Here is a 26,230-nt window from a genome sequence, read left to right as displayed (position 1 = left end):
ACGCGATGCGGCTCTCCCGGTCAGGGTCAGCAACCGCCAGGATAAATAAAAAGATCGTGGAGCTGACCATGCCATCCCATCGCTACCCGTTTTTCACCAGCGCTCGCGGGCGTCTGCTGTCGTTTAATTTGCTGATGGTTGCGGTCACGCTGATGGTGGCCGGCGTAGCGCTGCTGGGGTTTCGCCATGCCAGCCTGCTACAAGAACAGGTGCAGCGGCAGACGCTGGATGATATGACCGGCAGTATGAATCTGGCGCGCGACACCGCGAACGTCGCCACTGCGGCGGTTCGCCTCTCCCAGGTGGTCGGTGCGCTGGAGTATAAAAGCGAAGCTGAACGCCTGCTGGCGACCCAGCAGGCCCTGAAATATTCACTCTCGCACCTCGCCGCCGCGCCGCTGGCGCAACAGGAACTGACGCTGGTGGCCAGTATTATTCGCCGCAGCAATGAACTGCAGCAGAGCGTGGGCGGCATGCTGGAACGCGGTCAGCGTCGTCACCTGCAGCGTAATGAACTGCTCAGCTCGCTGTATCAGAACCAGAGCTATCTCCGGCATATTCAGGATCTTAACGATCGACATGGCGCAGACGCGATCGATCCCCGGCCGCTGGCCGAGATGGATCGGCTGATCGTTGCGGCCATCCATACTTCGACGCCGCGATCGATCGTCCAGCAGCTGGATAAGGTGAGAGGTTTTCTACCGACAACCAGCCGCGATCCTACGCTGGCCGCGATTCTGCAGGATTTCAACGGCGAGCTGGCCAGGCTGGAGCCGCTCTCGGCGCAGCTGGAGGAGAGCGATTTGGCCATCGGCTGGTATATGTTTCACATTAAGGCGCTGGTGGCGCTGCTCAACAGCGATATTAATCAGTACGTTGCCCGCGTGGCGCAGGCGTCTGAACTGCGGGCGGCACAGAGCCATCAGGAGCTGCGCTCTATCAGCATGTTTATTTTGCTGTCGGCGCTGCTGGCGCTGGTGATAACCGGCTTCGCCGGCTGGTATATCTACCGTAACCTTGGCTCCAGTCTGACCGCTATCTCCCGGGCGATGTCGCGCCTGGCCCACGGCGAGCAGGATGTGTCTGTCCCGGGGCTCCAGCGACGCGATGAACTGGGAGAGCTGGCGCGCGCCTTCAACGTCTTTGCCCGCAATACCGCGTCATTGGCCCATACCTCTCAGCTGCTGAAAGAAAAAAGTACCCTGCTGGAGACCACCTTTCATGCCATGCGCGACGGCTTCGCGCTGTTTGATAATCAGGGGCTGCTGGTGGTGTGGAATCCGCAGTATCCGCTGCTGTTAGGGCTGGCAGCCAATGACCTGCAGCGCGGCATTCACTATCAGCAGCTGCTGGGTCAGGCCGCCCCTCTGGCGGAACATATTCGTGACAACCTGTCCCGTCCGCTACCCAAACCCCAGGAGCTACAGCTGGCGAGCGACCGCACCATTGAGCTGCGCTTCAGCCCGGTTCCCGGGCGGGGGCTGGTGAACGTGGTTCTCGACAGGACCGAACGCAAAGGGCTGGAGCAGGCGCTGGTACACAGCCAGAAAATGAAAGCGGTCGGCCAGCTGACCGGCGGCCTGGCGCATGATTTTAATAACCTGCTGGCGGTGATTATCGGCAGCCTTGAACTGGTTCAGCCGCAGGACGCGGACGTGCCGCGGATCTCCCGGGCGCGAAAAGCCGCAGAACGCGGCGCGCTGCTTACCCAGCGGCTGCTGGCCTTCTCGCGTAAGCAGTCGCTACACCCCAATGCCGTGGCGATGAAACCGCTGCTGGAGAATCTGGGCGAACTGATGCGCCATTCTCTGCCGACGACGCTGAGTCTGGAGATTGAGGCACAGTCACCCGCGTGGCCGGCGTGGATTGACGTCGGCCAGCTGGAAAACGCCATTATCAATCTGGTGATGAACGCTCGCGATGCAATGGAAGGGCGTTCAGGGGTAATTAGGCTGCGCACCTGGAACCAGCGGGTGGCTCGCAGCGACGGGCGGCGGCAGGATATGGTGGCGCTGGAGGTGATCGATCACGGCAGCGGGATGTCGCAGGAGGTCAAAGCCCAGGTGTTCGAACCGTTCTTTACCACCAAACAAACCGGCAGCGGCAGCGGTCTGGGGCTGTCGATGGTCTATGGTTTTGTCCGCCAGTCCGGCGGGAGGGTGGCCATTGAGAGCGCGCCGGGCCAGGGGACAACGGTGCGTTTACAGCTGCCGCGCGCGGCGGTACAGGCGCCGAGCGGTGGCCCGCTGCCGGAAGTCGAGCAGACGGTGAGCGGTGAGCGGCTGGCGCTGGTGCTCGAGGATGAGGCCGATGTGCGCCAGACCCTTTGTGAACAGCTTCATCAGCTCGGCTGGTTAACCCTGGAGGCCGGGAACGGAGAGCAGGCGCTGCAGTTACTTGAGGCTTCGACGGAAATTGCGCTGCTGATTAGCGACCTGATGCTGCCGGGCCGATTGAGCGGAGCCGAGGTGATCAACGAAACCCAGCGCCGTTTCCCGACGGTGGCGGTGCTGCTGATCAGCGGCCAGGATCTGCGTCCGGCGCACAATCCTGCGCTGCCGGACGTTGAGCTGCTGCGTAAACCCTTCAGTCGGACACAGCTGATGCAGGCGCTGCGACAGGTTGTGGCAAATAGCGGCTGCGGGCCAGCGCCGCAGCCCCTTGAGCACCATTAAATGTTGAGGACGATGCGGCAAGAAACTGCACCGCCTGATAAGGCAACGGGCGGCGAATATGCGCTTTTATCATGGCGAGCAGCACCTCGCGTGGAAACCCGGACATGTCCATCACGCCACCGCCGAGGATCACCGCATCGGGGTCGAACAGGTTGATGCTGGTGGCGATGGCGCGGGCGGCGTGGTGCAGGAGGGCCTGTACAAACGGTTCCTCAGCGGCGTGTAAAAACAGTTCACCAAGCGCATAGCCGCGCGGCTGTTGTTCATACCAGCGTTTGAGCGCGATGCCGGAACAGACGGTTTCCAGACAACCGGGATTACCGCAACCGCAGATGAGCGCGTTGTCGCCCTGCGGGATATGACCCAGCTCTCCCGCCACGCCATGTGCACCTGTCCACGGCCCGCCGTTTAACCAGATGGCGAAGCCCATGCCGGTGCCGAGATAAGCGGCTAACACCTGTTGAGCCTGCAAACCATTTTCCTGCACGTCAAATGAGAGCTGGAGATTCACATCGCGGGAAAATTCGACCGGACAGGCCAGCGAATGCTCCAGCTCATCGGCTAGCGTACGCAGGGTTTCTGGCGGTAACGATAGGTTGGGGGTGGAGATAATCGTCCGTTTATCTCTGCTGACCAATGCCGGAAAGCCCATCACCAGGCCGCAGCAATGTGCCTGAAAGCGGTCAAGCTGCTGCTGAATCAACATCGTGATCCCGCTCACCAGACCGTCAGGGGCGATCGCTTCAGCGGTGCGCAGCTTCTCGCAATGCAGAGTCTCGCCCTGTGCGGTTTGCAGGCAAAAGCGGATATGGGTTGCGCCCATGTCCACTCCTGCGACGACCTTACGCTGTTTTTGCATGAGGGAATACCTCGTTTTTGGCCGCCAGAATCTGCTCTGCCATGACCTGCCACGCGTCGTGAATATTGTCGCCGTGGTTAAACAGACCGGAGGTCCCGACGATAAAGACGTCCGCGCCTGCCGCCATCAGTTTTTGATAGGTCGCTTTATTGCACGAACCGTCGATCTCAATTTCGTAGGCCAGCCCTTCACGTTCTCGCCACGCTTTTAGCTCGCCGATCTTCTCCAGCATTTCAGGAATAAAGGGTTGGCCCGCGAAACCCGGATCGACGGTCATCACCGTAATTTTGTCCGCCTTGTGGAGGTAATATTTCATCGTCTCAACCGGCGTTTCCGGATTGAGAATGAGGCCGACCTTCATGCCATGGCGACGAATCTCCTCTATCAGGCGGAAAGCCTGACCGTTAATAGTTTCCGGATGCAGGGTGATAAAGTCTGCGCCCGCCTGCGCCAGCTGGCTGATGTAATCCTGTGGCCGGGTGACCATCAGATGGCAGTCCAGTGGTTTACTGGCCAGCTTCTTCACCTGGCTGACGAAAAACGGCGATAGCGTCAGGTTAGGGACAAAATGACCGTCCATGATGTCGATGTGGAAGTAATCTGCATGCCGATCGATAAACTCGATCTGTTCTTTGAATTTCAGCAGGTCCATACACATTAAAGAGGGGGCAATTTTCATCATAAATTCCTTACTTACTGATAAGACGATCGAGGGCGACAGCCGCGATAATTAATCCACCCATCACCACCAGCTGGTAGTAGGTTTGTACCTGGAGAATATTCAGCCCGTTGTTGATGGTGCCGATGATCAGGCCGCCAATCACCACTGAAAAAATGCGTCCCTTACCACCAAAGAAGCTGGTACCGCCGATAATGGCGCTGGCGATGGCGTAGGTTTCAAAGCCCATTCCGGCCAGAGGCTCCGCGGCGCCGAGACGTGCCGTCGAGACCACTCCCGCCAGCCCGGCGCAGATGCCGGATATAATGAACACCAGCAACATATGGAACTTCACATCGATGCCAGAGTAGAAGGCGGAGTTTTTATTGCCGCCGAGGGCGTAGATATTGCGGCCCAGCCGCATCCGGGTGGTCAGGAACCAGAGAATCACGGCCACAATAAGCGAGAAGATGACCGGTACCGGGATCCCTAATACGCTGGCGGCAAAGAAATTGACGAACTCGAAAGAGAAGCCATAGACCGAGTTGGCGTCGGAGATAACCAGGGTGATGCCGCGAAAAATCGCGTTGGTACCGAGGGTAATAATGAACGGGTGCAGGCCGGTCCAGTTGACCAGGCAGCCGTTAATCGCGCCTAGCGCGCCGCCGACCAGCACGCCGCCAATCAGCGCTGCGAGGAACGGATCGACGCCTGCCAGCATAAGTTTGGCGGTCACCATGCCGGAAAGCGCCAGAATCGCCCCCACGGACAGGTCGATGCCTGCTACCAGAATAGCGAAGAACTCCCCCATTCCGATAAGCACCGTCACCGAGCTCTGAACAAATATTTGGGTGATATTATTGGTCGTCAGAAAGTATTCCGACGACAGCGAGCCGAAGATCGCGACAATAATCGCGAGGATAAAAAAGGTGCCGTATTTATCCCAGAACAGTGCGAAGTTGAACGGCTTTTTGCCATCAGACTCCCCTTTTACTCTTGCGGCAGTGCCCATACCATAATCTCCTCTTCGCTCATGTCGTCGCGATTGGTCAGAATTTGCGTCAGCCGCCCCTCGCAGAACACGGCGATGCGGTCACAGACGGCGATAATTTCAGGAAGCTCGGATGACACCATCAGAATGACTTTTCCGTCATCCGCCAACTGGCGCATCACTTTATAAATTTCGGCTTTCGCGCCGACGTCGATTCCGCGCGTCGGTTCATCGAAAATAATGACGTCGGGGTTGCAGCATAACCATTTGGATATCAGGACCTTTTGTTGGTTACCGCCGGAAAGTTCGGTGATGCTCTGATCGACAGAATGGCACTTCAGCGCCAGTAATTTGCGCTGTGCCTCCGCCGTTTTACGCTCGTTCTCTTCATGGAACAGCCCCATCGCCCCTTTATAGCCGCCGTGTTTCAGGCTCAGGCTGACAGCCATGTTTTGCGCTATAGAGAAATTGCCGAAGAAACCGTTGTCCCGGCGACTCTCCGTGATGTAGCCCATTCCTTTCTTTAAGGCATCGAGCGGCGAGCGCGGGGTAATGGCTTTACCGTTGAGGATGATTTCGCCGCTGCTCCGCTTATCAACACCAAACAGACAATCCATCAGTTCGGTACGCCCGGAGCCCACCAGGCCGGCAAAGCCGAGAATTTCACCGCGATTGACGCTAAAGGAGATATCACGGACCTTTTTCTTATCCCGGCTGGTGACATTTTTTACTTCGAATACCGTTTCGCGCGCGATATTTCCGCTGTTCTCTTTCATCGCGTTAAAGCGGTTTTGCAACTCACGGCCGACCATCAGACGTACGATATCGTCGTTATTGACCTCGCTGACCATGCCACTGCATACGCTGCTACCGTCCTTCATCACCGTGTAGCGGTCGCAGATCCGGCGTATCTCCGCCAGCTTGTGCGAGATATAGACGATGGCGGTTCCCTCTTTACGCAGCTGGTTCATGATCAGGAACAGGTAGTCCACCTCTTTGTTGGTCAGCGAAGAGGTGGGTTCATCCATGATCAGCACTTTGGCGTCGAGCATCAGTGTCTTAGCGATTTCCAGCATCTGTTTATGGCTGATCGACAGATTCGCGACTTTCTCGTCTAAATCGACCTTTAATCCGATGCGTAGCAGCATCATTGCCGCTCTGATGCGCATCTCTTTCCAGTCGATAATATTGACGCCGCAGATTTTTTTCGTCAGATGGCGGCCGATATATAAATTTTCCATTACGGTTAATTCATCAATGACGCTGAGCTCTTGATAAATAATGCCGATGCCGAGTCTGGCCGCTAATTTATGGTCGAGCTTGTCATAATTAACGTTATTAACCGTGATGGTGCCTTTGGTCGGTTCATGTATTCCCGACAAAACTTTCATTAACGTTGATTTACCCGCACCGTTTTCTCCGAGTAATGCATGTATTTCGTGCGGGTAAACGGTTAAATCGACCGATTTTAATGCGTGAACCGGGCCAAAGGATTTGCCGATCCCCGCCATTGAAATATATGGCGTGAGCATAATAACTCCTTACTTATTTTTACCCTCCTGAGTTCAGGAGGGTAAGGGGAGAGCATCGGACTCGTTGCTGGAAAATTATTTTGTGACCAGAATAGAATCCACCAGTTTGAATTCTGGTGTTTTATCCAGTGGAATCACCTTGCCGGTTTTTTCGGCATCAACCATCATCTTCAGTCCCGTCGCGCCGATATTGCCCGGATTTTGCGCAATCGTTGCGGTCATCTGACCGGCTTCCACCATTTTACGCGCTTCAGGGATACCGTCAGTGCCGACCACCAGAACCGTCTGGCTTTTACCGGCGTTGGCTACGGCCTGGGCAACGCCCATTGCCATTGTGTCATTCGCGCAGTAAAAGGCTTTCAGGTTAGGGTTCCGCTGTAGCACGTTAGTGGCAACATCAAGCGCCTTAATGCGATCCCAGTCGGCTGGTTGGCTGGCAACAAGCTTGATCTGACTGGCTTTTTTGAATGCCTCCGTTGCACCGTTACGACGGGCTTCGCCTGACGCGTTACCCGCTTTTCCTTCGATGATGGCAACGTCGCCGCCTTCAGCACCCAGTTTCTCGATAATAAAATCGGCCCCTTTTGCCCCCACCGCGACGTTGTCCGTGGTGACGAAACCTTCAACGTTACCGCCCGCTTTCTTCAGGTTATCCATATCGATTTTTTCATCGAGATTGACCAGATAAATCCCTTTCTTCCAGGCTTTCGCCACGGGCATCACCAGGTTGACCGACGAGAGAGGCGCGAAAGCGATGCCTTTATAGTTCTTATTGCTTAAGTCTTCGAATAGCTGCAGCTGTGATTGAAAATCCCCTTCCGAAGGCGAGGCAAAAATATCGACGCTGACTCCCAGCGTTTTGGCCTCATCTTCAATACCTTTTTTCATATCAACCCAGAAAGGATTTGATAGTGTTTTTAATACCACCGCGTAATCGGCCGCGGCAAAAGCGCTGGTAGATAACATTACGCCCATAGCCGCGCCGCTGAAAATTTTCAGGTATTTATTCATGACAGTATTCTCGGTGTAGGATACAGTAATATTGATCCCACCGTGGTGGGATCGGCGTTTATTATTTACTTCAGCGCTCCTGGTGAAAAGAAATCAACAATGGCGCCGGTTTTTTGCATGTTTAAAGTGGCCTGTTCAATATTTTGTTGGGCTACCGAAACGAAAAAAGCATCTAATAAGGTAAGTTGTAAAATACGCGCTGAGGCGTTCCTCCCTAATAAAGGAGTTTCTGGTGCTGGCGAGCAAATAATAAAATCAGCTAATTTAGCAATCGGTGAATGGTAGCTATGGGTAATACAGATAATTTTAGCACCGTTCTTCTTGGCCAGCTCTACTGCCGATTTAATATCGCTGGTGCGCCCGGAATGGGTGACGACCAGCACGACGTCGCCTTTTTTCAACAATGAGGCCGACATCATCATGATATGCGCATCTGGATATGTCTGGCAGCGCACGCCGATCCGTAAAAACTTATGCTGCACATCGGCGCAGATGGCATTTGATCCACCGGCTCCGTACAGATCGCGCTGGTTGGCCTGGGCGAAGAAACGCGCCGCGCGATGAATTTCATCGACATTAACGATCGACTGACCTTCCATAATGGTACGCAGAGTAATGTTAAAAACCTTATTCACCACGTCCTGAGGTGCTTCATCAAAGGAGAGCTCTGCCGGAAGGACCTGTTCAGATTGCGAAAAATACTCCACCAGGGCGCTACGCAGGTTACGAAAACCGCTAAAACCGAGCAGTTTGGAGACCTTAACGATCATCGCTTCGGAAACCGACAGCGCTTCCGCCACATCTTTAATGGCGGGAGCGTCGCTCAGATTGCCGGGTTTAAGCAACCATTCGACGATTCGGCTTTCGTTTTCGGTCATTCCTTCCTGCTTCATGCGTAGCCAGGGGGCGAGACCGATACCGTTGGGGAGCGAACTGGATTCTGACTGACTCATCGCTTTCTCTTGTCCATAAAGTGAAGACGTCACTATATCACCACAGTCAAAACAGAAAAGATACAATCAACTTCACAAAATTATAAGTTTTATAAAGTCTTGCTTTTTGTAAAGTTTAGGGGTGGTTTTGCGTCGGAGTATTTTTAATTAACTATTTATAAAACAAGGTTTTTTTAGATTTATCTGTGAAATTTAAAACGATAGTTAATATGAGTCGTCTATTTTTCTCGCTTGATTTGTGAATTTTAGAGAGGTAGAAATGGCACGTCAGGCCGGATTTGTGCCGATTTTCTGGCCGGGTTTTGCGGTTTAAATCACAACTCTATCTATGTTCGTAAAGTAAAAACAGGCGAGGTTAAGTATGAAAAGGATTGCAATTGGCTGCGATCACGTCGGGTTTATCCTTAAAAACGATATTGTAACGCATCTCCGACAGCGGGGAATCGAGGTGCTGGATAAGGGAACATGGTCACCTGAGCGTACCGATTATCCCCGTTATGCCAGCGCTGTCGCGCAGGCCATTCTGACAGGTGAAGCTGAGGGCGGGATCCTGATCTGCGGCACCGGCGTCGGGATCTCCATAACCGCCAATAAATACCCCGGCATTCGCGCGGTGGTGTGCAGTGAACCCTATTCGGCCCAGCTATCGCGGCAACATAATAATACCAATGTGCTGGCCTTCGGCGCGCGCGTGATAGGTCTTGAACTGGCAAAAATGATTGTCGATGCCTGGTTGGGGAGCGATTATGAAGGCGGACGTCATCAGACGCGAATTGATGCGATTACCGCGCTTGAACAGCCGCGGATTTGAGATTCCTCCGCTACTCGCCGCAACGACCGTTGATTAACGTAGGGCCAGCCCCCTGAAGAGACTGGCTCTATGAAACGTTACTTTACCGCTTTAATCCTCTGCACGCTGTCGCTGAGCAGCCAGCTGGCGCACGCTGACATTATTGACGACGCAATCGGTAATATTCAGCAGGCGATTAGTGATGCCTACAACCCCGGCAATAGCCGCTCTGATGATGATAACGACCGCTATGATGACGGACGTTACCAGGGCAGCCGCCAACAAAGCACCGATCGCCAGCGGCAGTATGACGATCGGCAGCGACAGATAGAGGATCGTCGCCGTCAGCTCGACGATCGCCAGCGCCAGCTGGATCAGGATCGCCGGCAGCTGGAGAACGACCAGCGGCGGCTGGATGACGATTATTAACCGCGCCGTCGTTTCTGGTCGTGGTGACATGGCGCTCACCGGAGTGACGATAGCCCTAATCGGGTTACAGATTAATCCAGCACGATCTCCATACCGTCATAGCCGGCCTCAAACCCCGGCGGCAACGGATGGTCCATCATCCAGAGATCAAACTGATGGCTGATATGGGTCAGAATGACCCGCGGGCAGGCCAGCACCTGATTGATAGCGCGTACCGTATTCAAATCGCAGTGGTTGCGCGGCGGCTGCGGGCGCGGCTCATGGCTGCAGTCGATCACGATCGCCTGCGGCTGGTTATTCAGTAAGAATTTGAGCGTCTTTTCCGGTAATCCGGCGGTATCCGACAACCAGGCGACCCGGCTGTGCGCCGACTCCAGCAGATAGCCATACGTCAGCTTCGAGTGATTCAGCGGTAGCGGCGTCACCCGCAATCCCTGTAAGTTAAACACCACAAACGGTTCAACGGTATGGCTGAAATCCAGCAGGCCGGGGTGCTTAAACAGGTCATCGCAGCCTTCAGGATCCGGCGGCCCAAACACCGGGATCGGCGCACCGACGCCCCAGCGCAGCGGGAATAATCCCTGAACATGATCCATATGATAGTGGGTAAGTAAAAACTGCTGAAACTGGCCGGCGGGCCATCGGTCCATCAGGTCGGGTAGCCCGGCATCCAGAAGTGTGACGGCGTCATTGAAGGTCACGACCGCGCTACAGGGGCGACGACGATGCGCCTCATCGCTGCGCGCACGCTGACAGGCTGCGCAGTCGCAGCCGAAGACCGGAACCAGCTGGGCGCCGCCGGTGCCGGTTAAGCGAATAGTCAGGCCCATACTTCCTCCTCACAGCGCTTTTTTAAAACGCAGATGGCTTTGCGTATACCCTTCACGGAGATAGAAACGGTGGGCGTCGGGACGGGATTTTCCGCTGGAGAGCTCCACCATTTGTGCACCGTGTCCGCGGGCTTCCTGCTCCGCCCAGGCCAGCAGCGCCTGACCGACGTGCAGACCGCGTCTCTGCGGCAGCACCACCAGTTCCTGCACTTCCCCGATCCAGGCGTTGAAATTAAGCGGGAACTGCAACTGTAGCCCAATCAACCCGACCGTCTCCCCCTCCACCTGCGCCAGCTGATAGCGCAGGGTTGGATTTTGCAGGTTCATGGCAAACCCGGCGGTGAAATGGTGGCGATCGTACGCTTTCTGCTTTAATTCGCAAATTAATGCATATACGGCATCGACATCGTCCAGGGTCGGGGCCCGGAGTTCACAGGTAGGCATGTTGATTCTCTTGTCGGGCGTAGTGGCGACGCAGCAGCGTGAGGAACTGGTCGACGGATTGCCCGAGGCTGCCGTTGTTGTTCAACGTCAGACAGTCGGAGGGGGTATAGCGCGCCGCGCGCTCCAGGCGCAGGGCGATCTCCGCTTCGCTCTCTCGCCCGCGCTGTTCCAGGCGCTGGCGCAGCACCTCCGGCGTGACCTGCAGGCAGATGGGCAGCAGGGCGTCAGCGTAGCGCGCCCGGGCCTGAGGCAGATGGGCGCGAGAGCCATTGGCCACCACGTCAAAACCGGCGTGCAGCCACAGGTCAATTTCGATGCCAATTCCGTAGTAATTGTTATTGGCATGCCAGCTCAGGGCGAACAGCTGGCGCTCGGCGCGGTTGAAAAACTCCTGCTTGCTGAGCGCAATATGATTTTCGCTGCCGGCGTTGAACGGGCGCGTAATATAGCGATGCGCCACCAGCAGCCGGGCATTTTCGCGCTGACGTAAGGCCGCCAGCAGGCTATCTTTTCCGGAGCCTGAGGCGCCCACCAGCCAAATCAATTTTCCGCTCATCAGAAGACCCTCTTTCCTTGACGCCAGACGTGGTCAATATGGACATGTTCGCCGCGACGGTGCGCCAGCACCATATCGGCACGCTTACCTTCCGCAATCACGCCGCGGTCGCCTAATCCCAGAGCCTGGGCCGGATTTTTACTGACCAGACGAATGGCCTGCGGTAGCGAGAAGGCGTTGTCGTGGTCGTCCGCGATGCGGAACGCCGCATCGAGCAGGCTGGCGGGATAGTAGTCTGACGACAGAATATCGAGCAGGTTGCTGGCCGCCAGCTGGTGGGCCGCGACGTTGCCGGAGTGCGAACCGCCGCGCACGATATTCGGCGCCCCCATCAGCACGTTCATGCCGTGCTGACGCGAGGCCTCTGCGGCGGCTAAGGTGGTAGGAAATTCGGCGATCACGCTACCAAGCTGGTGTGATTCGACGACATGTTCACGGGTGGCGTCATCGTGGCTGGCGAGGGCGATCTTACGCTCGCGGCAGATGGCGGCGATGGTCTCGCGGTTCGGCTGCGACCAGGTCGCCGCCAGCGCCATCTGCTCCTCCTCGAAGCGGTCCATCTCTTCGTTGGTCAGATGATATTTTCCCTGATAGTAATCGCGGTACTTGCTGCGATCGGCGTACTGGCGCTGTCCTGGAGAGTGGTCCATCAGGGAGACCATGCTCACCGGCTCGCGGCCAACCAGCTTCTCAAACAGCGGCAGGGTGGTGTGGTGCGGCAGCTCGCAGCGCAGATGCAGGCGGTGCTCGGCGCGGTTAACGCCGCGCTTTTGCGTCTCTTCGATGGCGTTGATCATCTTTTCCAGATTCTCCAGCCGGTCGCCGCCGTCGCGGACGTCGCCAATGGCCACCGCATCCAGCACGGTGGTGATCCCGCTGGCGATCATCAGCGCATCATGGCTGCTCATCGCCGAGTGGGCGGGCCAGTCGACTTTCGGGCGCGGAGTAAAGAATTTGTCCAGATTATCGGTATGCAGCTCAATCAGCCCGGGCAGCAGCCAGCCGCCTTCACCGTCGAGCGCCTGCGGTAGCTGGCTCTGGCTTTCGGCAAAGGCGTAAATTCTGCCTTCCTGCACTTCCAGCGACCCGTGCACCACTTCATCCTCGAGAACCAGGTTTACATTATTGATAATCATGCTGTTATTCCCATCGGGTGCAGTCGGTCGGCGACCTGATTGCGGACCGTTTCATCATGGAAAATACCGACGATAGCCGCGCCGCGCGCTTTGGCTTCGTTAATCAGTTCCACTACGGCGGCGCTGTTTGTGGCGTCCAGCGAGGCGGTTGGCTCATCAAGCAGTAAAATCGGGTAGTCCACCGCGAAACCGCGGGCGATATTGACCCGCTGCTGTTCCCCGCCGGAAAATGTGGAGGGCGCCAGATGCCATAACCGTTGCGGAACGTTCAGGCGCGTCAGCAGGCGGGCAGCCTGCGAAGCGCAGGTATCGCGCGCAATGCCGAGGTCGAGCAGCGGTTGCATCACCACTTCGAGGGCCGAGATTCGCGGGATGACGCGCAGAAACTGGCTGACCCAGCCGATGGTGCGCTTGCGGACTTCCAGCACTTTACGCGGCGAGGCGTTGACCAGGTCAACCCATTCGTCGCCGTGGCGGATATGGATATGACCGGTGTCCGGCTGGTAGTTGGCGTACAGCGAACGCAGCAGGGTGGATTTGCCGCTACCGGAATGGCCGTGCAGCACCACACATTCGCCATGGCTGACCTCCAGAGAGGCATTCTGCAGCACCGGCAGGCGCACGCCGTTTTGCTGGTGAAGTACAAAGGTCTTACTGACATTTTCAACGTGGATCATTTTAGCCTCGTGGTTTGGGTGCCGGGTGGCGGCTTCGCCTTACCCCGGCCTACGGGTGCTGTGTTCGTAGGCCTTACCCGGCCTTTGGGTGCTGCGTTCGTGGGCCTTACCTGGCCTGTGGGTGCTGTGTTCGTAGGCCGGGTAAGCGCAGCGCCACCCGGCGACAGCAACCTCAGTTCTGCAATACCGATGACACCAGCAGCTGGGTATACGGGTGATGAGGATCGTCCAGCACCCGGTCGGTTAAGCCACTTTCCACCACCTGACCCTGTTTCATGACCAGCAGACGGTTAGCCAGCAGGCGCGCCACCCCCAGGTCATGGGTGACAATTACCACGGCCAGGTTCAGCTCTACCACCAGGCCACGCAGCAGATCGAGCAGACGCGCCTGCACCGATACATCCAGACCGCCGGTCGGCTCGTCCATAAATACCAGCTTCGGCTGGGTCACAAGGTTGCGGGCGATTTGCAAACGCTGCTGCATTCCGCCGGAAAAAGTGGTGGGCAGATCGTCAATACGCGACGGTGGAATTTCGACATCGTTCAGCCACTGTTCGGCGGTCGCGCGAATATTTCCGTAGTGGCGTGCGCCGGTGGCCATCAGGCGCTCACCGATGTTGCCGCCCGCCGACACCTGACGGCGCAGACCATCCATCGGATGCTGATGTACCACGCCCCATTCGGTGCGCAGCAGACGGCGGCGATCCGCTTCGCTCATCGCATACAGCGAGCGGTTTTCATACCGCACTTCACCTTCCTGCGGCGCCAGGCGCGCCGAGAGGGCTTTCAGCAGGGTGGTTTTCCCCGATCCGGACTCACCCACGATGCCCAGCACTTCACCGGGCCACAGTTCAAAAGAGACGTCGCTGAAGCCTTTGCCCGGCGCATAAAGATGGGTCAAATGATTGACCGCGAGTAACGGATGGCTCATTTGTTCAGCGCCTCGCTCTGTTGACGGCAATAGTCGGTATCGGAGCAGACAAACATCCGTTTGCCGCTGTCATCGAGTACCACTTCATCAAGGTAGCTGTGGCGAGACCCGCAAATGGCGCAGGGTTCATCCCACTCCTGGACGGTAAAGGGGTGGTCGTCGAAATCGAGACTTTCCACCGGGGTAAACGGCGGCACGGCGTAAATGCGCTTTTCCCGTCCGGCGCCGAACAGCTGTAGCGCGGGCATCATGTGCATTTTCGGGTTGTCGAATTTAGGAATGGGCGACGGGTCCATCACATAGCGGCCGTTCACTTTTACCGGGTAGGCATAGGTGGTGGCGATATGACCGAAGCGGGCAATGTCTTCATACAGTTTCACCTGCATCACGCCGTACTCTTCCAGCGCATGCATGGTGCGGGTTTCGGTCTCGCGCGGCTCAATAAAGCGCAGCGGCTCCGGGATCGGCACCTGGAAGATGAGGATCTGATCTTCGCTGAGCGGCGTTTCCGGGATCCGGTGACGGGTCTGGATCAGCGTGGCATCGCAGGTCGCCTCGGTGGTCGCGACGCCGGTGACGCGCTTAAAAAACTGCCGTATCGACACCGCATTGGTCGTGTCATCGGCACCCTGGTCAATCACCTTCAGCACATCATGCTCACCGATGATACTGGCGGTCAGCTGAATACCGCCGGTTCCCCAGCCGTAGGGCATCGGCATCTCGCGGCCGCCGAACGGTACCTGGTAGCCGGGAATCGCCACCGCTTTGAGAATTGCCCGGCGGATCATGCGCTTGGTCTGCTCATCAAGATAAGCAAAGTTGTAGCCAGTGAGTGGGTTAGCCACGTTCGTTCTCCCGTTGCAGGCGTTTCAGCAGCGCCAGTTCGGCCTGGAAATCGACATAGTGGGGCAGCTTGAGATGCGAGACGAAACCGGCCGCCTCGACGTTATCGGCGTGGGCGAGGACAAACTCTTCATCCTGCGCCGGCCCGGCTATCTCCTCGCCGTAGTCCGGCGCCTGGAGCGCCCGGTCTACCAGCGCCATCGCCATCGCTTTGCGCTCGCTCATGCCGAAGGTCAGGCCGTAGCCGCGGGTGAAGTGCGGGGGCTCGCTTTCCGGCGCCACGAAACCGTTGACCATCTCGCATTCAGTCATTAGCAGTTCGCCGATATTGACCGCAAAACCCAGCTCTTCGGGGACGATCTCAATGGCGACGTAGCCGCTGCGAATTTCACCGGCAAAAGGGTGGTTGCGGCCATAGCCGCGCTGCGTGGAGTAGGCCAGCGCCAGCAGATAGCCTTCATCGCTGCGCACCAGCTGTTGCAGGCGTGACGAGCGTGAACAGGGATAGACCGGCGGATTGCGGGTGATGTCGTCGGGCCGGGCGTGGGACTCCTGTTCCGCTTTCGCCAGCCCCTGCTGTACCAGCAGATTGAAAACGTGCGGTGTGGCTTCCGGCGGCCGTTCGGCGGTATTCAGCGTCGGCGTTTCGCCGTTGGCCAGCAGAGTGAAATCAAGCAGGCGGTGGGTGTAATCGTAGGTCGGGCCGAGCATCTGGCCGCCGGGAATATCCTTATACACCGCCGAAATACGGCGCTCCAGGCGCATGCTGGCGGTATCGACAGGTTCGCTCACCGCCAGCCGCTGCAGGGTGGTGCGGTAGGCGCGCAGTAGAAAAATGGCTTCGACGTTGTCGCCGCTGGCCTGTTTGAGCGCCAGCGCCGCCAGTTCACGATCGGCGATGCCGCCTTCGGTCATCACCCGATCGACCGCCAGGTGTAGCTGTTGGGTAATCTGTTCAATGCTCAGTTCGGGAAGCCGTCCATCGCCTCGTCGTTTATGTTCCTGTAAGGCGTGAGCGGCTTCGATCGCCCGCTCTCCGCCTTTGACGGCAACGTACATCAGCAAACCTCCACGTGGGTGGTTCGCGGGATAGCCAGCAGGCGCTCGCCGCAGGTGAGAATCAGGTCAATACCCAGCGGGAACGGGTGCGGGCGTTCGGTCAGCTCATCAATGATGCAGTCCGGCAGCTGCGGGGCGATCATGCGCTCTTCGGCGATACCGGCCCCGGTCAGGCGCAGCATGCGCCCGCCGCTGAGGCTGGCGAGCTGGACAATCAGCGTGACGCCGGTTTCCGGCGCGGCGACGGTACCGGCGGACAGGACGTTAAGCTGTTCGCTGCTGATACGTTCATCGGTGACGGCGAAGACCGCCTGCTGCGGCAGTTCCACCAGCGGTGCGCCGGTATGAAAACGTAAGTTCTGGCCGACGAGGTCGTTATGCAGCGCCGATGAGAGCCAGACCGGCGTTTCGTGGTCCGCCAGGGTCAGCAGCAGGCTGGTGGAGGCGATATTCAACGGCTGCCAGCCGTGCTGGAGCTGCTGCAGTGCGACAATGACGCCCGGCTCGCTCATGGCTTTGAGCAGGCGACGAAAACTGTGCTGGGCATCCTGCACCGGTAGGGTAAAAGCGGTTTGTAAGGTCATGCGTTATCTCCGCGAACCAGAGTAAAGAAGTCCACCCGGCTGGCGTTGACTTCGGCGCGTCGGGCTTCAATGCGTGCGCTTCGTTGTGCTTCCAGCGGGGTAATCAGGGTTTCCATTAAGGTGTGAAAATGGTGGGGCGATTGCATCAGCGCGTCGATGGTTGCGCAGCGTTCTGCGTGCGGCCGGTCGCGGCCCAGTATCCAGCTGTAGCCGAGGGTGCCGTCGGTCAGGCGAATGGCGGCGCGGGTCAACGTCGCGTCTCCGGCGAAGAAACGATCGCCAATCCCGCCCATCCGCGCCTGGAGCTGTACCAGGCCGGTTTCCGGCGCGCGAATCAGTTCATAGTCCGGCGCCAGCTGCAGGGTCTGCATCCGTGCCAGCAGCTCCTCGGGGTCACTGTGGGCCAGCACGGACATCCAGCGCTGGCGGGTTGCGGTATCAAAGTGCATTCAGTGCTCCATGGTGAATTCAATCATGTCCGCCCGGGTCAGGCTGACGGAGTACTCCGTAGCCTGCGGTTCGCCCGCGCGGTGGTTCAGGGTTCTCACGCACAGCAGCGGCGCCATGTTGGGGATCCCAAGAATATTGCTCTCTTTGGCCTGGGCGCGACGGGCGCTGATTTTGGTGCGCGCGCGGGTCAGTTCGACATCCAGCCGTTGGCGCAGGAAATCGTGCAGTGACCCCTGGGTGAAGGTTTGCAGCGTCGGCCAGAAGCGCAGGTCGGTGAAGTAGTGGTCTATCAGGCACAGCGCGACGCCGTTGACGCGGCGCAGGGTCCGGAGATGAATGACGTTGTCGCCTTCCTCAATGCCAAAGGCTTCGGCGACGTGGCTGCTGGCCGGGCGCAGTACCGACAGCAGCTTTTCGCTGGTCGGGTGGCTGCCCTGATCGAGCAGATTCTGGCTGAAGCGCGCCTGGGCATTGAGCGGATAGTCGATTGGGCGCATCAGCACCAGCACGCCAACCCCCTGACGGCGTTGGACCCAGCCGCGTTCAACCAGCTGATCGATCGCCCGGCGCAGGGTATGGCGGTTGACTTCAAAGCGCGTGGCCAGCTGTTGTTCAGCCGGAAGGTAGTCGCCGCAGCGATAGTGATGGCGTAGTTCCTGCTCAAGTCTGGCGGCAATTTCCTGATACCGGGTCGGATAACTGGTCGGATGTCTGGATAAGTACATGTCAGTCAAGCCTCACTAAGCAGAAGAAGGGATTTCCCTCTGAGAGTGGCCCGATCCTGACGCGTTTTTGTTACATTCCGGTTAACACACAATGACCGGAGGATGAAGAGTTGGTGCCAGCTGAGTGACAGGGCGGGAGAACCCGCCCGAAGGGGGAAGTGTTAAGCTTGTTTGACGACGTTCACCATCCACGGGACGCCAAAGCGGTCGATGGTTTTGCCAAAGCCGTGGGCCCAGAAGGTTTCCTGCCAGTCCATCTCGATGTTCCCGCCGTCGGCGAGGCTATCGAACCAGCGCTTGCCCTCGGCCAGGTCCTGCGTATCGAGTACCAGCGTAAAGCCGGCGTAGCGATCGCTCTCGCCGCCCGGGCTGTCGCCGAGCATGAGCTCGCTGCCCGCGACGCGCAGACTGGCGTGAGCAATACAGTCGGCGGATAAATGCTGGCCGGAAGGGCAGCCATCCTGGGCATCCTGGGCATTCTGCGGCATTTCGCCGTAGGTGATTTGGTGGACAAGTTCGGCGCCCAGCGTTTGTCGATAGAACGCTATCGCCGCTGCGCAGTTGCCGCTAAAGGTGATGTAAGGACTTAAGGGCATAACCATTACCTCAGGTAACGAAGACCCATTAAGTGTAGAAGGTGATGAGTCATCCAGACCAGGCGGTAGAGCCGGGTCTGGATGCTGCGGCACGCGGGAAATAATCAGGCGGCGCGGCGGAAATATATCCGTTCATTTATCCCGGCGGCCGTTTCAGGCGCGGGAAAATAAATCTCCGCTGCTGAGGAAATAGAATTAGTTCTTTTTGACGAACTCAGATTTCAACTTCATCGGACCAAAACCATCAATTTTACAGTCGATGTTATGATCGCCTTCCACCAGTCGGATATTCTTCACTTTGGTGCCGATTTTCAGCATTGAAGAGCTGCCTTTTACCTTCAGATCTTTAATGACGGTCACGCTGTCGCCATCGGCGAGTAAATTGCCGTTAGCATCTTTTACCACCAGGGCGTCATTATCGTCAGCGGGCTCGGCATTGTTCCATTCATGGGCGCATTCCGGGCAGATAAACATGCCATTATCTTCATAGGTGTACTCAGACTGGCATTTCGGGCAGTGTGGGAGTTGCATGACGTTCCTCGTGATTACAGGGTAAAACAGGACGTTGGTCCATTAAATGGTGGCTGATAGCCGAAAGTGTAAGTGATTATAGCGCAATCCCGCACTTTTGTCGGGCCTTTTTTATGAGTTACCGCCGGGAAGAAAATGAATATATCACGTGAAGAGTGACGGGATTATTTCCATCAAAACCGCCAGATATTTCCGGAAATGTATTGCTAAGTTCCAATATTCATTGAACTTATTGGTTTTAGCCGACTCTGTTTAAGGGTAGGTAAATTTTTGTGAAGTTGATCCCAAATTTAAACGCTGTTAGGGTAAAAAGGCGAGATCGCAAATTCACTACACTTATTTAGCGGCACCGCATATTCATTATGGCCAGAGCAGGCGTCAACAGGTTCGGTTGTACGGACTGTCAGCAGACAGTGCAGGCAAACCTGCTACGCTTGAAATGTGGAGCACAGCAATTCGCCGCTCCCAACGCATGACGCGAATGACTTTGTCATTCGGCGGAGATTCGTGCGCTCAAGGCGAGAGCAAAAGAGGATAATTATGCTTAAAAGGAAAAAAGTAAAACCCATCACGCTTCGGGATGTGACCATCATTGATGATAGCAAACTGAAGAAAGCGATTACCGCAGCATCGCTGGGTAATGCGATGGAGTGGTTCGATTTTGGTGTGTATGGTTTTGTGGCGTATGCCTTAGGTAAAGTCTTCTTCCCCGATGCCGATCCCAGCGTGCAGATGATTGCCGCGTTAGGGACCTTCTCCGTTCCGTTCTTAATCCGTCCGCTAGGCGGCCTGTTCTTCGGCATGCTGGGCGATAAATATGGTCGGCAAAAGATACTGGCCATCACGATTGTCATCATGTCGATCAGTACCTTCTGTATCGGTCTGATTCCGTCTTACGCCTCGATTGGTATCTGGGCGCCGATTCTGCTGCTGCTGTGTAAAATGGCGCAGGGCTTCTCGGTGGGCGGCGAGTATACCGGTGCATCCATCTTTGTCGCTGAATACTCTCCCGACCGCAAGCGCGGCTTTATGGGCAGCTGGCTGGACTTTGGTTCGATAGCCGGCTTTGTCCTGGGCGCCGGCGTGGTGGTGCTGATTTCTAGCGTGGTGGGTGAAGAGAACTTCCTCAGCTGGGGATGGCGTTTACCGTTCTTCCTGGCTCTGCCGTTAGGGCTGATTGGTCTCTATCTTCGTCATGCGCTGGAAGAGACTCCGGCGTTCCAGCAGCACGTTGATACCCTTGAGCAGGGCGATCGCGAAGGGCTGCAGGAAGGGCCGAAGGTATCGTTCAGAGAGATTGCGACCAAACACTGGCGCAGCCTGCTGACCTGTATCGGTCTGGTGATTTCTACCAACGTGACCTACTACATGCTGCTCACCTACATGCCGAGCTACCTGTCGCATAACCTGCACTACTCGGAAGATCACGGGGTGCTGATTATTATTGCGATCATGGTTGGTATGCTGTTCGTCCAGCCGATTATCGGCATGCTCAGCGACCGCTTCGGCCGTCGTCCGTTTATTCTGATCGGTAGCGTGGCGCTGTTTACCCTGTCGATTCCGGCCTTTATCATGATTAACAGCAACATTATTGGCCTGATTTTCGCGGGTCTGCTGCTGCTGGCGGTGGTGCTCAACTGCTTCATCGGGGTAATGGCGTCCTCCCTGCCGGCGATGTTCCCGACCCATATTCGTTTTAGCGCTCTGGCCAGCGCCTTTAATATTTCGGTGCTGATTGCCGGTCTGACGCCGACTCTGGCGGCCTGGCTGGTGGAAACCTCGCAGAACCTGATGATGCCGGCTTACTATCTGATGGTGATTGCGGTTATCGGGCTGATGACCGGTCTGACGATGAAAGAGACGGCAAACCGCCCGCTGAAAGGGGCGACGCCTGCGGCTTCGGATATCCAGGAAGCGAAAGAAATTCTCGGCGAGCACTACGATAACATCGAACACAAAATCGAAGATCTCGATCAGGAGATTGCCGATTTGCAGGAAAAACGCTCCCGACTGGTGCAGCAGCACCCGCGTATTAACGAATAATCGGTTCTTGCGTTAAATCATGCCGCCGTGGGCTTCCCCGGCGGCATTTTTTATGCCAGTTTATGGCTGAGCGGGCGGCAGGCCCTGCCGGCGCTGCTGGCTGAGCTTACGATACTGCTGCGGCGGCATACCAACGTACTTGCTAAAGGTACTGTAGAAGCGGCTACTGGAGCGAAAACCGGCGGTCAGGGCAATGTCGAGGATCGTCTTATCGGTGTCGCTGAGCAGGGCGCGCACGTGGTTGATGCGCATCGCGGTAATGTACTGCTTCATGGTTTGCTGCATCACCCGCTGGAAAATGCCCATGGCGTAGTTGGGGTTCAGTTTGACATGCTCGGCGACGGCATCGACGGTCAGCGCCCGATCGTAGTGGGCGGCGATAAATTCAAGCATCTGGCTGACGTAAAACTGCGCATGCCGTGAGACGCTGTGTTTGTGGGTGCGTGAGGTTTTATTCACCAGGATCGGCTGCCAGCCGGAAAGGCTAAAGCGCTTAAGCATCAGCGCGATTTCATCGATCGCCAGCTGGCGAATCTGTTCGTTGTCGTGGTTGAGCTCCTGCTGCCAGCGCTGGACTTCAAAGACGCTGAGCTGCTGGGCGGAGAGCGATTTAATCACCATCCCGTGGGTAACGTTATTGATCAGTTCGCGATCCAGCGGCCAGGATAAAAACAGATGCATCGGCAGATTAAAGATAGCCATTTGCCGGCAATTGCCGGGGCGAGTCAGCTGGTGCGGCGTACAGGCCCAGAACAGGCTGATATAGCCCTGTTTGATGAGCACCGTTTCATTGTTAATCAGATACTCCACATCGCCGTCGAACGGCACGTTGACCTCCACCTGGCCGTGCCAGTGGCTGGTGGCCATCGCGTGGGGCGGGCGCAGCTCAATATCCATCCGCTGATATTCGGAATAGAGCGCCAGCGGGCTGCGGGGCTGTTTCTCATCGCTGCTGCTCATATGCGGGTCGTGGCGTGAAGGCGGGCGGTTTGGTTCCATGACGGCGTGGGTTCCTGAATCATCACACGTGCTGGTTTTTTGCACCGGTATGCCGTTATCTTAGCGGAATAAACGGCCCGTTTTCTCTACTTTTTCGCCGATTCGTTCCCATAAACTCAGATTTCGTGTTATCCCGCCGTCGATCTGAGTTTCCGGGAAGGCTCTGTCGGGAAGAGGGCAGCGGGAGGCGGCGCGGACATGCCACTCTGCAGGGGTTCAATGACCTGATGGAGAGAGCACTATGTCTGCCCCAAAAATTACGTTTATCGGCGCTGGCTCAACGGTTTTCGTCAAAAATATTCTCGGTGACGTTTTTCAGCGCCCGGCGTTGAAATCGGCGCACGTTGCGCTGATGGATATCGATGCGACCCGCCTGGAAGAGTCGCATATTGTGGTGCGTAAGCTGATGGATTCCGTCGGCGCCGACGGTGAAATTAGCTGCCATCGCGAGCAGAGAACTGCGCTGAAGGATGCGGATTTTGTGGTGGTGGCTTTTCAGATTGGCGGCTATCAGCCCTGTACCGTCACCGATTTTGAAGTCTGTAAGCTGCATGGCCTGGAACAAACCATTGCCGATACGCTCGGCCCGGGCGGAATCATGCGCGCATTACGCACCATTCCGCACCTGTGGCGCATTTGCGAGGACATGACGGAGGTGTGCCCGCAGGCGACCATGCTGAACTATGTTAATCCGATGGCGATGAATACCTGGGCGATGTATGCGCGCTATCCGCATATTAAACAGGTTGGGTTGTGCCATTCGGTGCAGGGAACGGCGGAAGAGCTGGCGCACGATCTCGATCTCGACCCGGCGGATTTACGCTATCGCTGCGCGGGCATCAACCATATGGCGTTCTATCTGTCGCTGGAGAAAAAACGCGCAGACGGCAGCTACGTCAGCATTTATCCGGATATGCTGCAGGCCTTTGCCGAGGGACGGGCGCCGAAGCATCGGGAGAACTCGCGCTGCCAGAATATTGTTCGCTATGAGATGTTCAAAAAGCTGGGTTACTTCGTGACGGAGTCGTCAGAGCACTTCGCGGAATATACGCCGTGGTTTATCAAGCCGGGGCGCGAAGATCTGATTGAACGCTATCAGGTGCCGCTGGATGAATATCCCAAACGCTGCGTGGAGCAGGTGGCCAACTGGCACAAAGAGCTGGAACAGTATAAAACCCGCGAGCGGATTGAGATTAAACCCTCCCGCGAGTATGCCAGCACCATTATGAACGCCATCTGGACCGGTGAGCCGAGCGTCGTGTACGGTAACGTGCGCAACGAAGGGCTCATCGACAACCTGCCGCAAGGGTGCTGCGTGGAAGTGGCCTGTCTGGTGGATGCGAACGGTATTCAGCCCACCAAAGTCGGGAAGCTGCCTGCGCACCTGGCGGCGCTGATGCAGACCAACATTAACGTCCAGACTCTGCTGACCGAGGCCATTCTTACCGAGAACCGGGACTACATCTATTATGCCACGATGATGGATCCGCATACGTCCGCGGCGCTGGGCATCGAAGAGATTTATGCGCTGGTGGACGATTTGATTGCCAGCCATGGCGACTGGCTACCGGAGTGGGTACATCGTTAGTCGGTTCTGTATGCGGCAGGGTGCTGCATTTCAGCCGGGCAGCGGCTAGCGCCTTGCCCGGCCGACAGGCTCTATGTCATCAAAGAATGTCGCGTCTTGTATCGACCTTGCCGGCCCGCGCAGGCGGGCCATGGCAGAAGAGCCTGCTGTGCTACAGGCTTAACTGTGCGCCAGAAAGCGGGCGAGCTGCTGCTGCAGCAGCCGGTTTTCGCGTGTCAGCCGCGCATTCTCATCCAGCAGCGTTAATGCCACCGCGATACCCGGCCAGTCCAGCTCCAGCTCCCGACGCAGGCGCATCGCACGGTGGACAATCATTACCGCGCTATCATCGAACAACCAGACCTCCGTCTGCGGCTGACGTGGCTCAATCACGCCCAGGCCGACGATCTCGCGCAGATCTTCTTCAGAAACGCCGGTATGCAGACAAAACTCCGTTATCGTAAAAGTCACTGCCATTTTAGCCATTATGCTTTCCCCCATGCTTGACGCGGCTCGAAGCCGGCCTCTGCATCGGCCAGCTGTTGCCAGAGCGCGCTGGCTTTCTCATTCGGTTTGGGCGGCATGACGATTTTAATCACGGCATATAAATCGCCGGTGGCCGTTTTGCTGGCCAGCCCTTTCCCTTTAATTCGTAAACGCTGTCCCGCCTGGCTACCCGGCGGGATGGTCAGCAGGATGCTCTCTTTGAGCGTCGGGATGGTCACTTTGGCGCCAAGCGCCGCTTCCCACGGTGCGAGCGGCAGAACGATTTCCAGGTTATGGCCCACAATATCGAACAGCGGATGCGGAGCGATGTGGATAACCAGCCACAGGTCGCCATTCGGCCCGCCGTTTTCTCCCGGCGTTCCCTGGCCTTTCAGGCGAATACGCTGCCCGTCGCTGACGCCGGCGGGGATTTTCACATTCAGGGTCTTCGGCGTTTCGCTTTCGACCATTCCGAAGACGTTATAGACCGGCAGTTTGTAGCTGATGGTACGCGTCTGCTCGGCCAGCGTCTCCTCAAGGAACACCGCGACTTCAATTTCTAAATCATGGCCGCGTGCGGCATGCTGGCGGCGGGACTGGTGCGCCTGCTGGCCAAACATCGACGAGAAGATGTCGTCAAAATCCTGCTGGCTGTAGCTTTGTTCACGGGAGTGCTGTTGACGGCCAAATTGCGGGTCGTTGCGGTGCTGCCAGAGCTGGTCATACTCTGCGCGGCGCTGTTCATCTTTCAGGACTTCCCAGGCTTCGGCGAGATCTTTAAATTGCGCTTCGGCATCAGTTTCTTTGCTGACATCGGGGTGATATTTACGAGCCAGGCGGCGGTAGGCGGTCTTAATTGTTTTTAGATCGTCTGTTGGCTTAACCCCTAGAATGGCATAATAATCCTTTAATTCCATGGCGTTATCTCATTTGACTTACTGCAGTGGTCACGACTTTCAGTCATAAGCTTAGGGCAAATGAGTGCAGGTGGGGAAGGAATCTGGCGGAAACTTGATGCCGTCGGGATTGACGGCGTCTGTCAGCGGCGGGCGTTCAGCTGGCCGGGCGTGCCCGGCCGTTGCGACGAAGTCCTTCCAGCAGCACCAGCGCCGCGCCGAGAGCGCCGGCGATAAGCGGTAGCGCATCGGGTGCCCGGGGAAACAGGCGTACGATGGTGGGGTCCGTAACCCACATCGAGCCGGCTATCCAGCCGATAAGGGCACCTCCCAGCAGGATAACAACCGGGAAGCGGTTAAGGATAGCCAGCACCAGTTTACTGCCTGCCACGATAATCGGAATGCTGATCAATACGCCCAGCGCGACCAGCAGCAGGTGGCCTTTCCCGGCGGCGGCGACCGCCAGCACGTTATCCATCGACATAATAACATCGGCCACCGTGATGGTGACGGCGGTCCGCCACAGGCTGCCTGAGCTGCCGATCTCTTCATCTTCATCCTGATGGGCAACCAGCTTGATACCGATCCACAGCAGCAGGAGCGCCCCGACAATTTTTAGCCACGGCAGAGAGAGCAGGTAGACGGCAATGGCCAGCAGCAGAACGCGGGCCAGAATGGCGCCGAAGGTGCCAATAACAATCGCTTTTGTACGCTGTTCGGGCGGCAGCTTGCGGCACGCCATGGCGATCACCACCGCATTATCGCCGCCCAGCAGCAGATCGATTGCGATGATTTGTAGCAAAATAACAACAACATCCCACTGATTAAATAGCGCGTTCATGCCTGACTCATATCATTTTAAAAAATGTATCCCCAAGGGAAAAACCGCAGCAAGCGTACCTCTGTTCTGGCGCATTGACCACCGCCCGGAAAAAGAGCGCGGGAGTTGCCCGTGCGCGATATTGAAAAATATAGTTAC

General features: G+C 56.9%; 28 protein-coding genes. 5 read left to right on the top strand and 23 right to left on the bottom strand.

The window, feature by feature from the left end:
- The first annotated feature begins 68 nt into the window (after positions 1–68).
- Complete coding sequence (locus OQV00_RS24535) at positions 69–2,675, top strand: ATP-binding protein (protein WP_004856552.1); 2,607 nt, start codon at positions 69–71, stop codon at positions 2,673–2,675.
- Here the strand turns inward: OQV00_RS24535 and alsK are convergent.
- The 6 genes from alsK to OQV00_RS24505 form a co-directional block, all read right to left on the bottom strand.
- Positions 2,587–3,534: an allose kinase gene (alsK, locus tag OQV00_RS24530; RefSeq protein ID WP_266279561.1), complete on the bottom strand. Its 948-nt coding sequence runs from the start codon at positions 3,532–3,534 to the stop codon at positions 2,587–2,589. The two genes, OQV00_RS24535 and alsK, sit on opposite strands and share 89 nt — an antisense overlap.
- A complete protein-coding gene (alsE, locus tag OQV00_RS24525; protein ID WP_004856557.1) occupies positions 3,518–4,213 on the bottom strand; it encodes a D-allulose 6-phosphate 3-epimerase in 696 nt (231 codons plus the stop codon). The genes alsK and alsE overlap by 17 nt, the downstream gene beginning before the upstream one ends.
- Positions 4,214–4,223: 10 nt before the next feature.
- On the bottom strand, positions 4,224–5,204 hold the full coding sequence (gene alsC, locus OQV00_RS24520; RefSeq protein WP_004856559.1) for a D-allose ABC transporter permease: 981 nt from the start codon (positions 5,202–5,204) through the stop codon (positions 4,224–4,226).
- Positions 5,183–6,715, bottom strand: coding sequence for a D-allose ABC transporter ATP-binding protein AlsA (alsA, locus tag OQV00_RS24515; protein ID WP_004856562.1), 1,533 nt, complete (start codon positions 6,713–6,715; stop codon positions 5,183–5,185). Before alsA ends, alsC begins: the two co-directional genes overlap by 22 nt.
- Positions 6,716–6,790: 75 nt before the next feature.
- Positions 6,791–7,726 (bottom strand): D-allose transporter substrate-binding protein, encoded by a 936-nt coding sequence (gene alsB, locus OQV00_RS24510; protein ID WP_004856564.1) that lies wholly within the window; start codon positions 7,724–7,726, stop codon positions 6,791–6,793.
- Between the two features lie 65 nt (positions 7,727–7,791).
- Positions 7,792–8,679 carry a MurR/RpiR family transcriptional regulator gene (locus tag OQV00_RS24505; protein ID WP_004856567.1) on the bottom strand — a complete coding sequence of 296 codons (888 nt, stop codon included), beginning with the start codon at positions 8,677–8,679 and terminating at the stop codon, positions 7,792–7,794.
- A gap of 361 nt (positions 8,680–9,040) precedes the next feature.
- Between OQV00_RS24505 and rpiB the strand changes: the two genes are divergently transcribed.
- Together rpiB and yjdP are read left to right on the top strand one after the other, a co-directional pair.
- Positions 9,041–9,490 carry a bifunctional allose-6-phosphate isomerase/ribose-5-phosphate isomerase RpiB gene (gene rpiB, locus OQV00_RS24500; RefSeq protein WP_004856568.1) on the top strand — a complete coding sequence of 150 codons (450 nt, stop codon included), beginning with the start codon at positions 9,041–9,043 and terminating at the stop codon, positions 9,488–9,490.
- A gap of 69 nt (positions 9,491–9,559) precedes the next feature.
- Positions 9,560–9,898 (top strand): DDRRRQL repeat protein YjdP, encoded by a 339-nt coding sequence (gene yjdP, locus OQV00_RS24495; RefSeq protein WP_048025186.1) that lies wholly within the window; start codon positions 9,560–9,562, stop codon positions 9,896–9,898.
- Between the two features lie 71 nt (positions 9,899–9,969).
- Here yjdP and phnP read toward each other — a convergent pair whose 3' ends face one another.
- The 13 genes from phnP to OQV00_RS24430 form a co-directional block, all read right to left on the bottom strand.
- Entirely contained in the window at positions 9,970–10,728 is a 759-nt protein-coding gene (gene phnP / locus OQV00_RS24490) for a phosphonate metabolism protein PhnP (RefSeq protein ID WP_015585348.1), read from the bottom strand.
- A 9-nt stretch (positions 10,729–10,737) separates the two neighbouring features.
- Positions 10,738–11,172: an aminoalkylphosphonate N-acetyltransferase gene (phnO, locus tag OQV00_RS24485; protein WP_266279558.1), complete on the bottom strand. Its 435-nt coding sequence runs from the start codon at positions 11,170–11,172 to the stop codon at positions 10,738–10,740.
- Positions 11,159–11,728 carry a ribose 1,5-bisphosphokinase gene (phnN, locus tag OQV00_RS24480; protein ID WP_004856577.1) on the bottom strand — a complete coding sequence of 190 codons (570 nt, stop codon included), beginning with the start codon at positions 11,726–11,728 and terminating at the stop codon, positions 11,159–11,161. The genes phnO and phnN overlap by 14 nt, the downstream gene beginning before the upstream one ends.
- Positions 11,728–12,864 (bottom strand): alpha-D-ribose 1-methylphosphonate 5-triphosphate diphosphatase, encoded by a 1,137-nt coding sequence (gene phnM, locus OQV00_RS24475; RefSeq protein WP_004856579.1) that lies wholly within the window; start codon positions 12,862–12,864, stop codon positions 11,728–11,730. Before phnM ends, phnN begins: the two co-directional genes overlap by 1 nt.
- A complete protein-coding gene (gene phnL / locus OQV00_RS24470) occupies positions 12,861–13,541 on the bottom strand; it encodes a phosphonate C-P lyase system protein PhnL (RefSeq protein ID WP_004856582.1) in 681 nt (226 codons plus the stop codon). Before phnL ends, phnM begins: the two co-directional genes overlap by 4 nt.
- 172 nt (positions 13,542–13,713) lie before the next feature.
- The gene (gene phnK / locus OQV00_RS24465) at positions 13,714–14,472 is read right to left on the bottom strand and encodes a phosphonate C-P lyase system protein PhnK (protein WP_004856583.1); all 759 of its coding nucleotides are present in this window, start codon (positions 14,470–14,472) and stop codon (positions 13,714–13,716) included.
- The gene (locus OQV00_RS24460; protein WP_004856584.1) at positions 14,469–15,317 is read right to left on the bottom strand and encodes an alpha-D-ribose 1-methylphosphonate 5-phosphate C-P-lyase PhnJ; all 849 of its coding nucleotides are present in this window, start codon (positions 15,315–15,317) and stop codon (positions 14,469–14,471) included. Before OQV00_RS24460 ends, phnK begins: the two co-directional genes overlap by 4 nt.
- Complete coding sequence (locus tag OQV00_RS24455; protein WP_004856587.1) at positions 15,310–16,374, bottom strand: carbon-phosphorus lyase complex subunit; 1,065 nt, start codon at positions 16,372–16,374, stop codon at positions 15,310–15,312. The genes OQV00_RS24460 and OQV00_RS24455 overlap by 8 nt, the downstream gene beginning before the upstream one ends.
- The gene (phnH, locus tag OQV00_RS24450; RefSeq protein WP_004856589.1) at positions 16,374–16,958 is read right to left on the bottom strand and encodes a phosphonate C-P lyase system protein PhnH; all 585 of its coding nucleotides are present in this window, start codon (positions 16,956–16,958) and stop codon (positions 16,374–16,376) included. The genes OQV00_RS24455 and phnH overlap by 1 nt, the downstream gene beginning before the upstream one ends.
- Positions 16,955–17,407, bottom strand: a complete 453-nt coding sequence (gene phnG, locus OQV00_RS24445) for a phosphonate C-P lyase system protein PhnG (protein WP_004856591.1) — start codon at positions 17,405–17,407, stop codon at positions 16,955–16,957. The genes phnH and phnG overlap by 4 nt, the downstream gene beginning before the upstream one ends.
- Positions 17,408–18,133 carry a phosphonate metabolism transcriptional regulator PhnF gene (gene phnF / locus OQV00_RS24440; RefSeq protein WP_032718558.1) on the bottom strand — a complete coding sequence of 242 codons (726 nt, stop codon included), beginning with the start codon at positions 18,131–18,133 and terminating at the stop codon, positions 17,408–17,410. It abuts the gene before it with no gap.
- 161 nt (positions 18,134–18,294) lie between these two features.
- A complete protein-coding gene (gene yjdN, locus OQV00_RS24435) occupies positions 18,295–18,729 on the bottom strand; it encodes a VOC family metalloprotein YjdN (RefSeq protein ID WP_004856595.1) in 435 nt (144 codons plus the stop codon).
- 195 nt (positions 18,730–18,924) lie between these two features.
- The gene (locus OQV00_RS24430; RefSeq protein ID WP_004856597.1) at positions 18,925–19,260 is read right to left on the bottom strand and encodes a zinc ribbon domain-containing protein YjdM; all 336 of its coding nucleotides are present in this window, start codon (positions 19,258–19,260) and stop codon (positions 18,925–18,927) included.
- A 540-nt stretch (positions 19,261–19,800) separates the two neighbouring features.
- Here OQV00_RS24430 and proP point away from each other — a divergent pair.
- Positions 19,801–21,303 (top strand): glycine betaine/L-proline transporter ProP, encoded by a 1,503-nt coding sequence (gene proP / locus OQV00_RS24425; RefSeq protein WP_004856599.1) that lies wholly within the window; start codon positions 19,801–19,803, stop codon positions 21,301–21,303.
- A gap of 60 nt (positions 21,304–21,363) precedes the next feature.
- On the opposite strand, the gene melR is transcribed toward proP, so the two are convergent.
- Positions 21,364–22,302 (bottom strand): transcriptional regulator MelR, encoded by a 939-nt coding sequence (gene melR, locus OQV00_RS24420; protein ID WP_004856602.1) that lies wholly within the window; start codon positions 22,300–22,302, stop codon positions 21,364–21,366.
- A 241-nt stretch (positions 22,303–22,543) separates the two neighbouring features.
- Between melR and melA the strand changes: the two genes are divergently transcribed.
- Entirely contained in the window at positions 22,544–23,890 is a 1,347-nt protein-coding gene (gene melA, locus OQV00_RS24415; RefSeq protein WP_004856603.1) for an alpha-glucosidase/alpha-galactosidase, read from the top strand.
- A gap of 159 nt (positions 23,891–24,049) precedes the next feature.
- Here melA and cbpM read toward each other — a convergent pair whose 3' ends face one another.
- From cbpM to OQV00_RS24400, 3 genes are all read right to left on the bottom strand, one after another.
- A complete protein-coding gene (gene cbpM, locus OQV00_RS24410) occupies positions 24,050–24,355 on the bottom strand; it encodes a chaperone modulator CbpM (RefSeq protein ID WP_004856606.1) in 306 nt (101 codons plus the stop codon).
- Complete coding sequence (gene cbpA, locus OQV00_RS24405) at positions 24,355–25,272, bottom strand: curved DNA-binding protein (RefSeq protein ID WP_004856609.1); 918 nt, start codon at positions 25,270–25,272, stop codon at positions 24,355–24,357. Before cbpA ends, cbpM begins: the two co-directional genes overlap by 1 nt.
- Before the next feature lie 136 nt (positions 25,273–25,408).
- Positions 25,409–26,092 (bottom strand): TerC family protein, encoded by a 684-nt coding sequence (locus OQV00_RS24400; protein WP_266279556.1) that lies wholly within the window; start codon positions 26,090–26,092, stop codon positions 25,409–25,411.
- Positions 26,093–26,230: the final 138 nt, after the last annotated feature.

It is taken from the genome of Klebsiella sp. DY2415, from assembly GCF_026314315.1.
In the GTDB taxonomy this organism is placed as follows: domain Bacteria; phylum Pseudomonadota; class Gammaproteobacteria; order Enterobacterales; family Enterobacteriaceae; genus Klebsiella; species Klebsiella ornithinolytica.
Note: the sequence above shows the minus strand (reverse complement) of the source record. Positions and strands in the feature narration are given on the sequence as shown.

Coding starts and splice junctions, on each gene's coding strand:
- OQV00_RS24535 (WP_004856552.1), top strand. CDS start 69: ATGCCATCCCATCGCTACCCGTTTTTCACCAGCGCTCGCGGGCGTCTG.
- alsK (WP_266279561.1), bottom strand. CDS start 3,534: ATGCAAAAACAGCGTAAGGTCGTCGCAGGAGTGGACATGGGCGCAACC.
- alsE (WP_004856557.1), bottom strand. CDS start 4,213: ATGAAAATTGCCCCCTCTTTAATGTGTATGGACCTGCTGAAATTCAAA.
- alsC (WP_004856559.1), bottom strand. CDS start 5,204: ATGGGCACTGCCGCAAGAGTAAAAGGGGAGTCTGATGGCAAAAAGCCG.
- alsA (WP_004856562.1), bottom strand. CDS start 6,715: ATGCTCACGCCATATATTTCAATGGCGGGGATCGGCAAATCCTTTGGC.
- alsB (WP_004856564.1), bottom strand. CDS start 7,726: ATGAATAAATACCTGAAAATTTTCAGCGGCGCGGCTATGGGCGTAATG.
- OQV00_RS24505 (WP_004856567.1), bottom strand. CDS start 8,679: ATGAGTCAGTCAGAATCCAGTTCGCTCCCCAACGGTATCGGTCTCGCC.
- rpiB (WP_004856568.1), top strand. CDS start 9,041: ATGAAAAGGATTGCAATTGGCTGCGATCACGTCGGGTTTATCCTTAAA.
- yjdP (WP_048025186.1), top strand. CDS start 9,560: ATGAAACGTTACTTTACCGCTTTAATCCTCTGCACGCTGTCGCTGAGC.
- phnP (WP_015585348.1), bottom strand. CDS start 10,728: ATGGGCCTGACTATTCGCTTAACCGGCACCGGCGGCGCCCAGCTGGTT.
- phnO (WP_266279558.1), bottom strand. CDS start 11,172: ATGCCTACCTGTGAACTCCGGGCCCCGACCCTGGACGATGTCGATGCC.
- phnN (WP_004856577.1), bottom strand. CDS start 11,728: ATGAGCGGAAAATTGATTTGGCTGGTGGGCGCCTCAGGCTCCGGAAAA.
- phnM (WP_004856579.1), bottom strand. CDS start 12,864: ATGATTATCAATAATGTAAACCTGGTTCTCGAGGATGAAGTGGTGCAC.
- phnL (WP_004856582.1), bottom strand. CDS start 13,541: ATGATCCACGTTGAAAATGTCAGTAAGACCTTTGTACTTCACCAGCAA.
- phnK (WP_004856583.1), bottom strand. CDS start 14,472: ATGAGCCATCCGTTACTCGCGGTCAATCATTTGACCCATCTTTATGCG.
- OQV00_RS24455 (WP_004856587.1), bottom strand. CDS start 16,374: ATGTACGTTGCCGTCAAAGGCGGAGAGCGGGCGATCGAAGCCGCTCAC.
- phnH (WP_004856589.1), bottom strand. CDS start 16,958: ATGACCTTACAAACCGCTTTTACCCTACCGGTGCAGGATGCCCAGCAC.
- phnG (WP_004856591.1), bottom strand. CDS start 17,407: ATGCACTTTGATACCGCAACCCGCCAGCGCTGGATGTCCGTGCTGGCC.
- phnF (WP_032718558.1), bottom strand. CDS start 18,133: ATGTACTTATCCAGACATCCGACCAGTTATCCGACCCGGTATCAGGAA.
- yjdN (WP_004856595.1), bottom strand. CDS start 18,729: ATGCCCTTAAGTCCTTACATCACCTTTAGCGGCAACTGCGCAGCGGCG.
- OQV00_RS24430 (WP_004856597.1), bottom strand. CDS start 19,260: ATGCAACTCCCACACTGCCCGAAATGCCAGTCTGAGTACACCTATGAA.
- proP (WP_004856599.1), top strand. CDS start 19,801: ATGCTTAAAAGGAAAAAAGTAAAACCCATCACGCTTCGGGATGTGACC.
- melR (WP_004856602.1), bottom strand. CDS start 22,302: ATGGAACCAAACCGCCCGCCTTCACGCCACGACCCGCATATGAGCAGC.
- melA (WP_004856603.1), top strand. CDS start 22,544: ATGTCTGCCCCAAAAATTACGTTTATCGGCGCTGGCTCAACGGTTTTC.
- cbpM (WP_004856606.1), bottom strand. CDS start 24,355: ATGGCTAAAATGGCAGTGACTTTTACGATAACGGAGTTTTGTCTGCAT.
- cbpA (WP_004856609.1), bottom strand. CDS start 25,272: ATGGAATTAAAGGATTATTATGCCATTCTAGGGGTTAAGCCAACAGAC.
- OQV00_RS24400 (WP_266279556.1), bottom strand. CDS start 26,092: ATGAACGCGCTATTTAATCAGTGGGATGTTGTTGTTATTTTGCTACAA.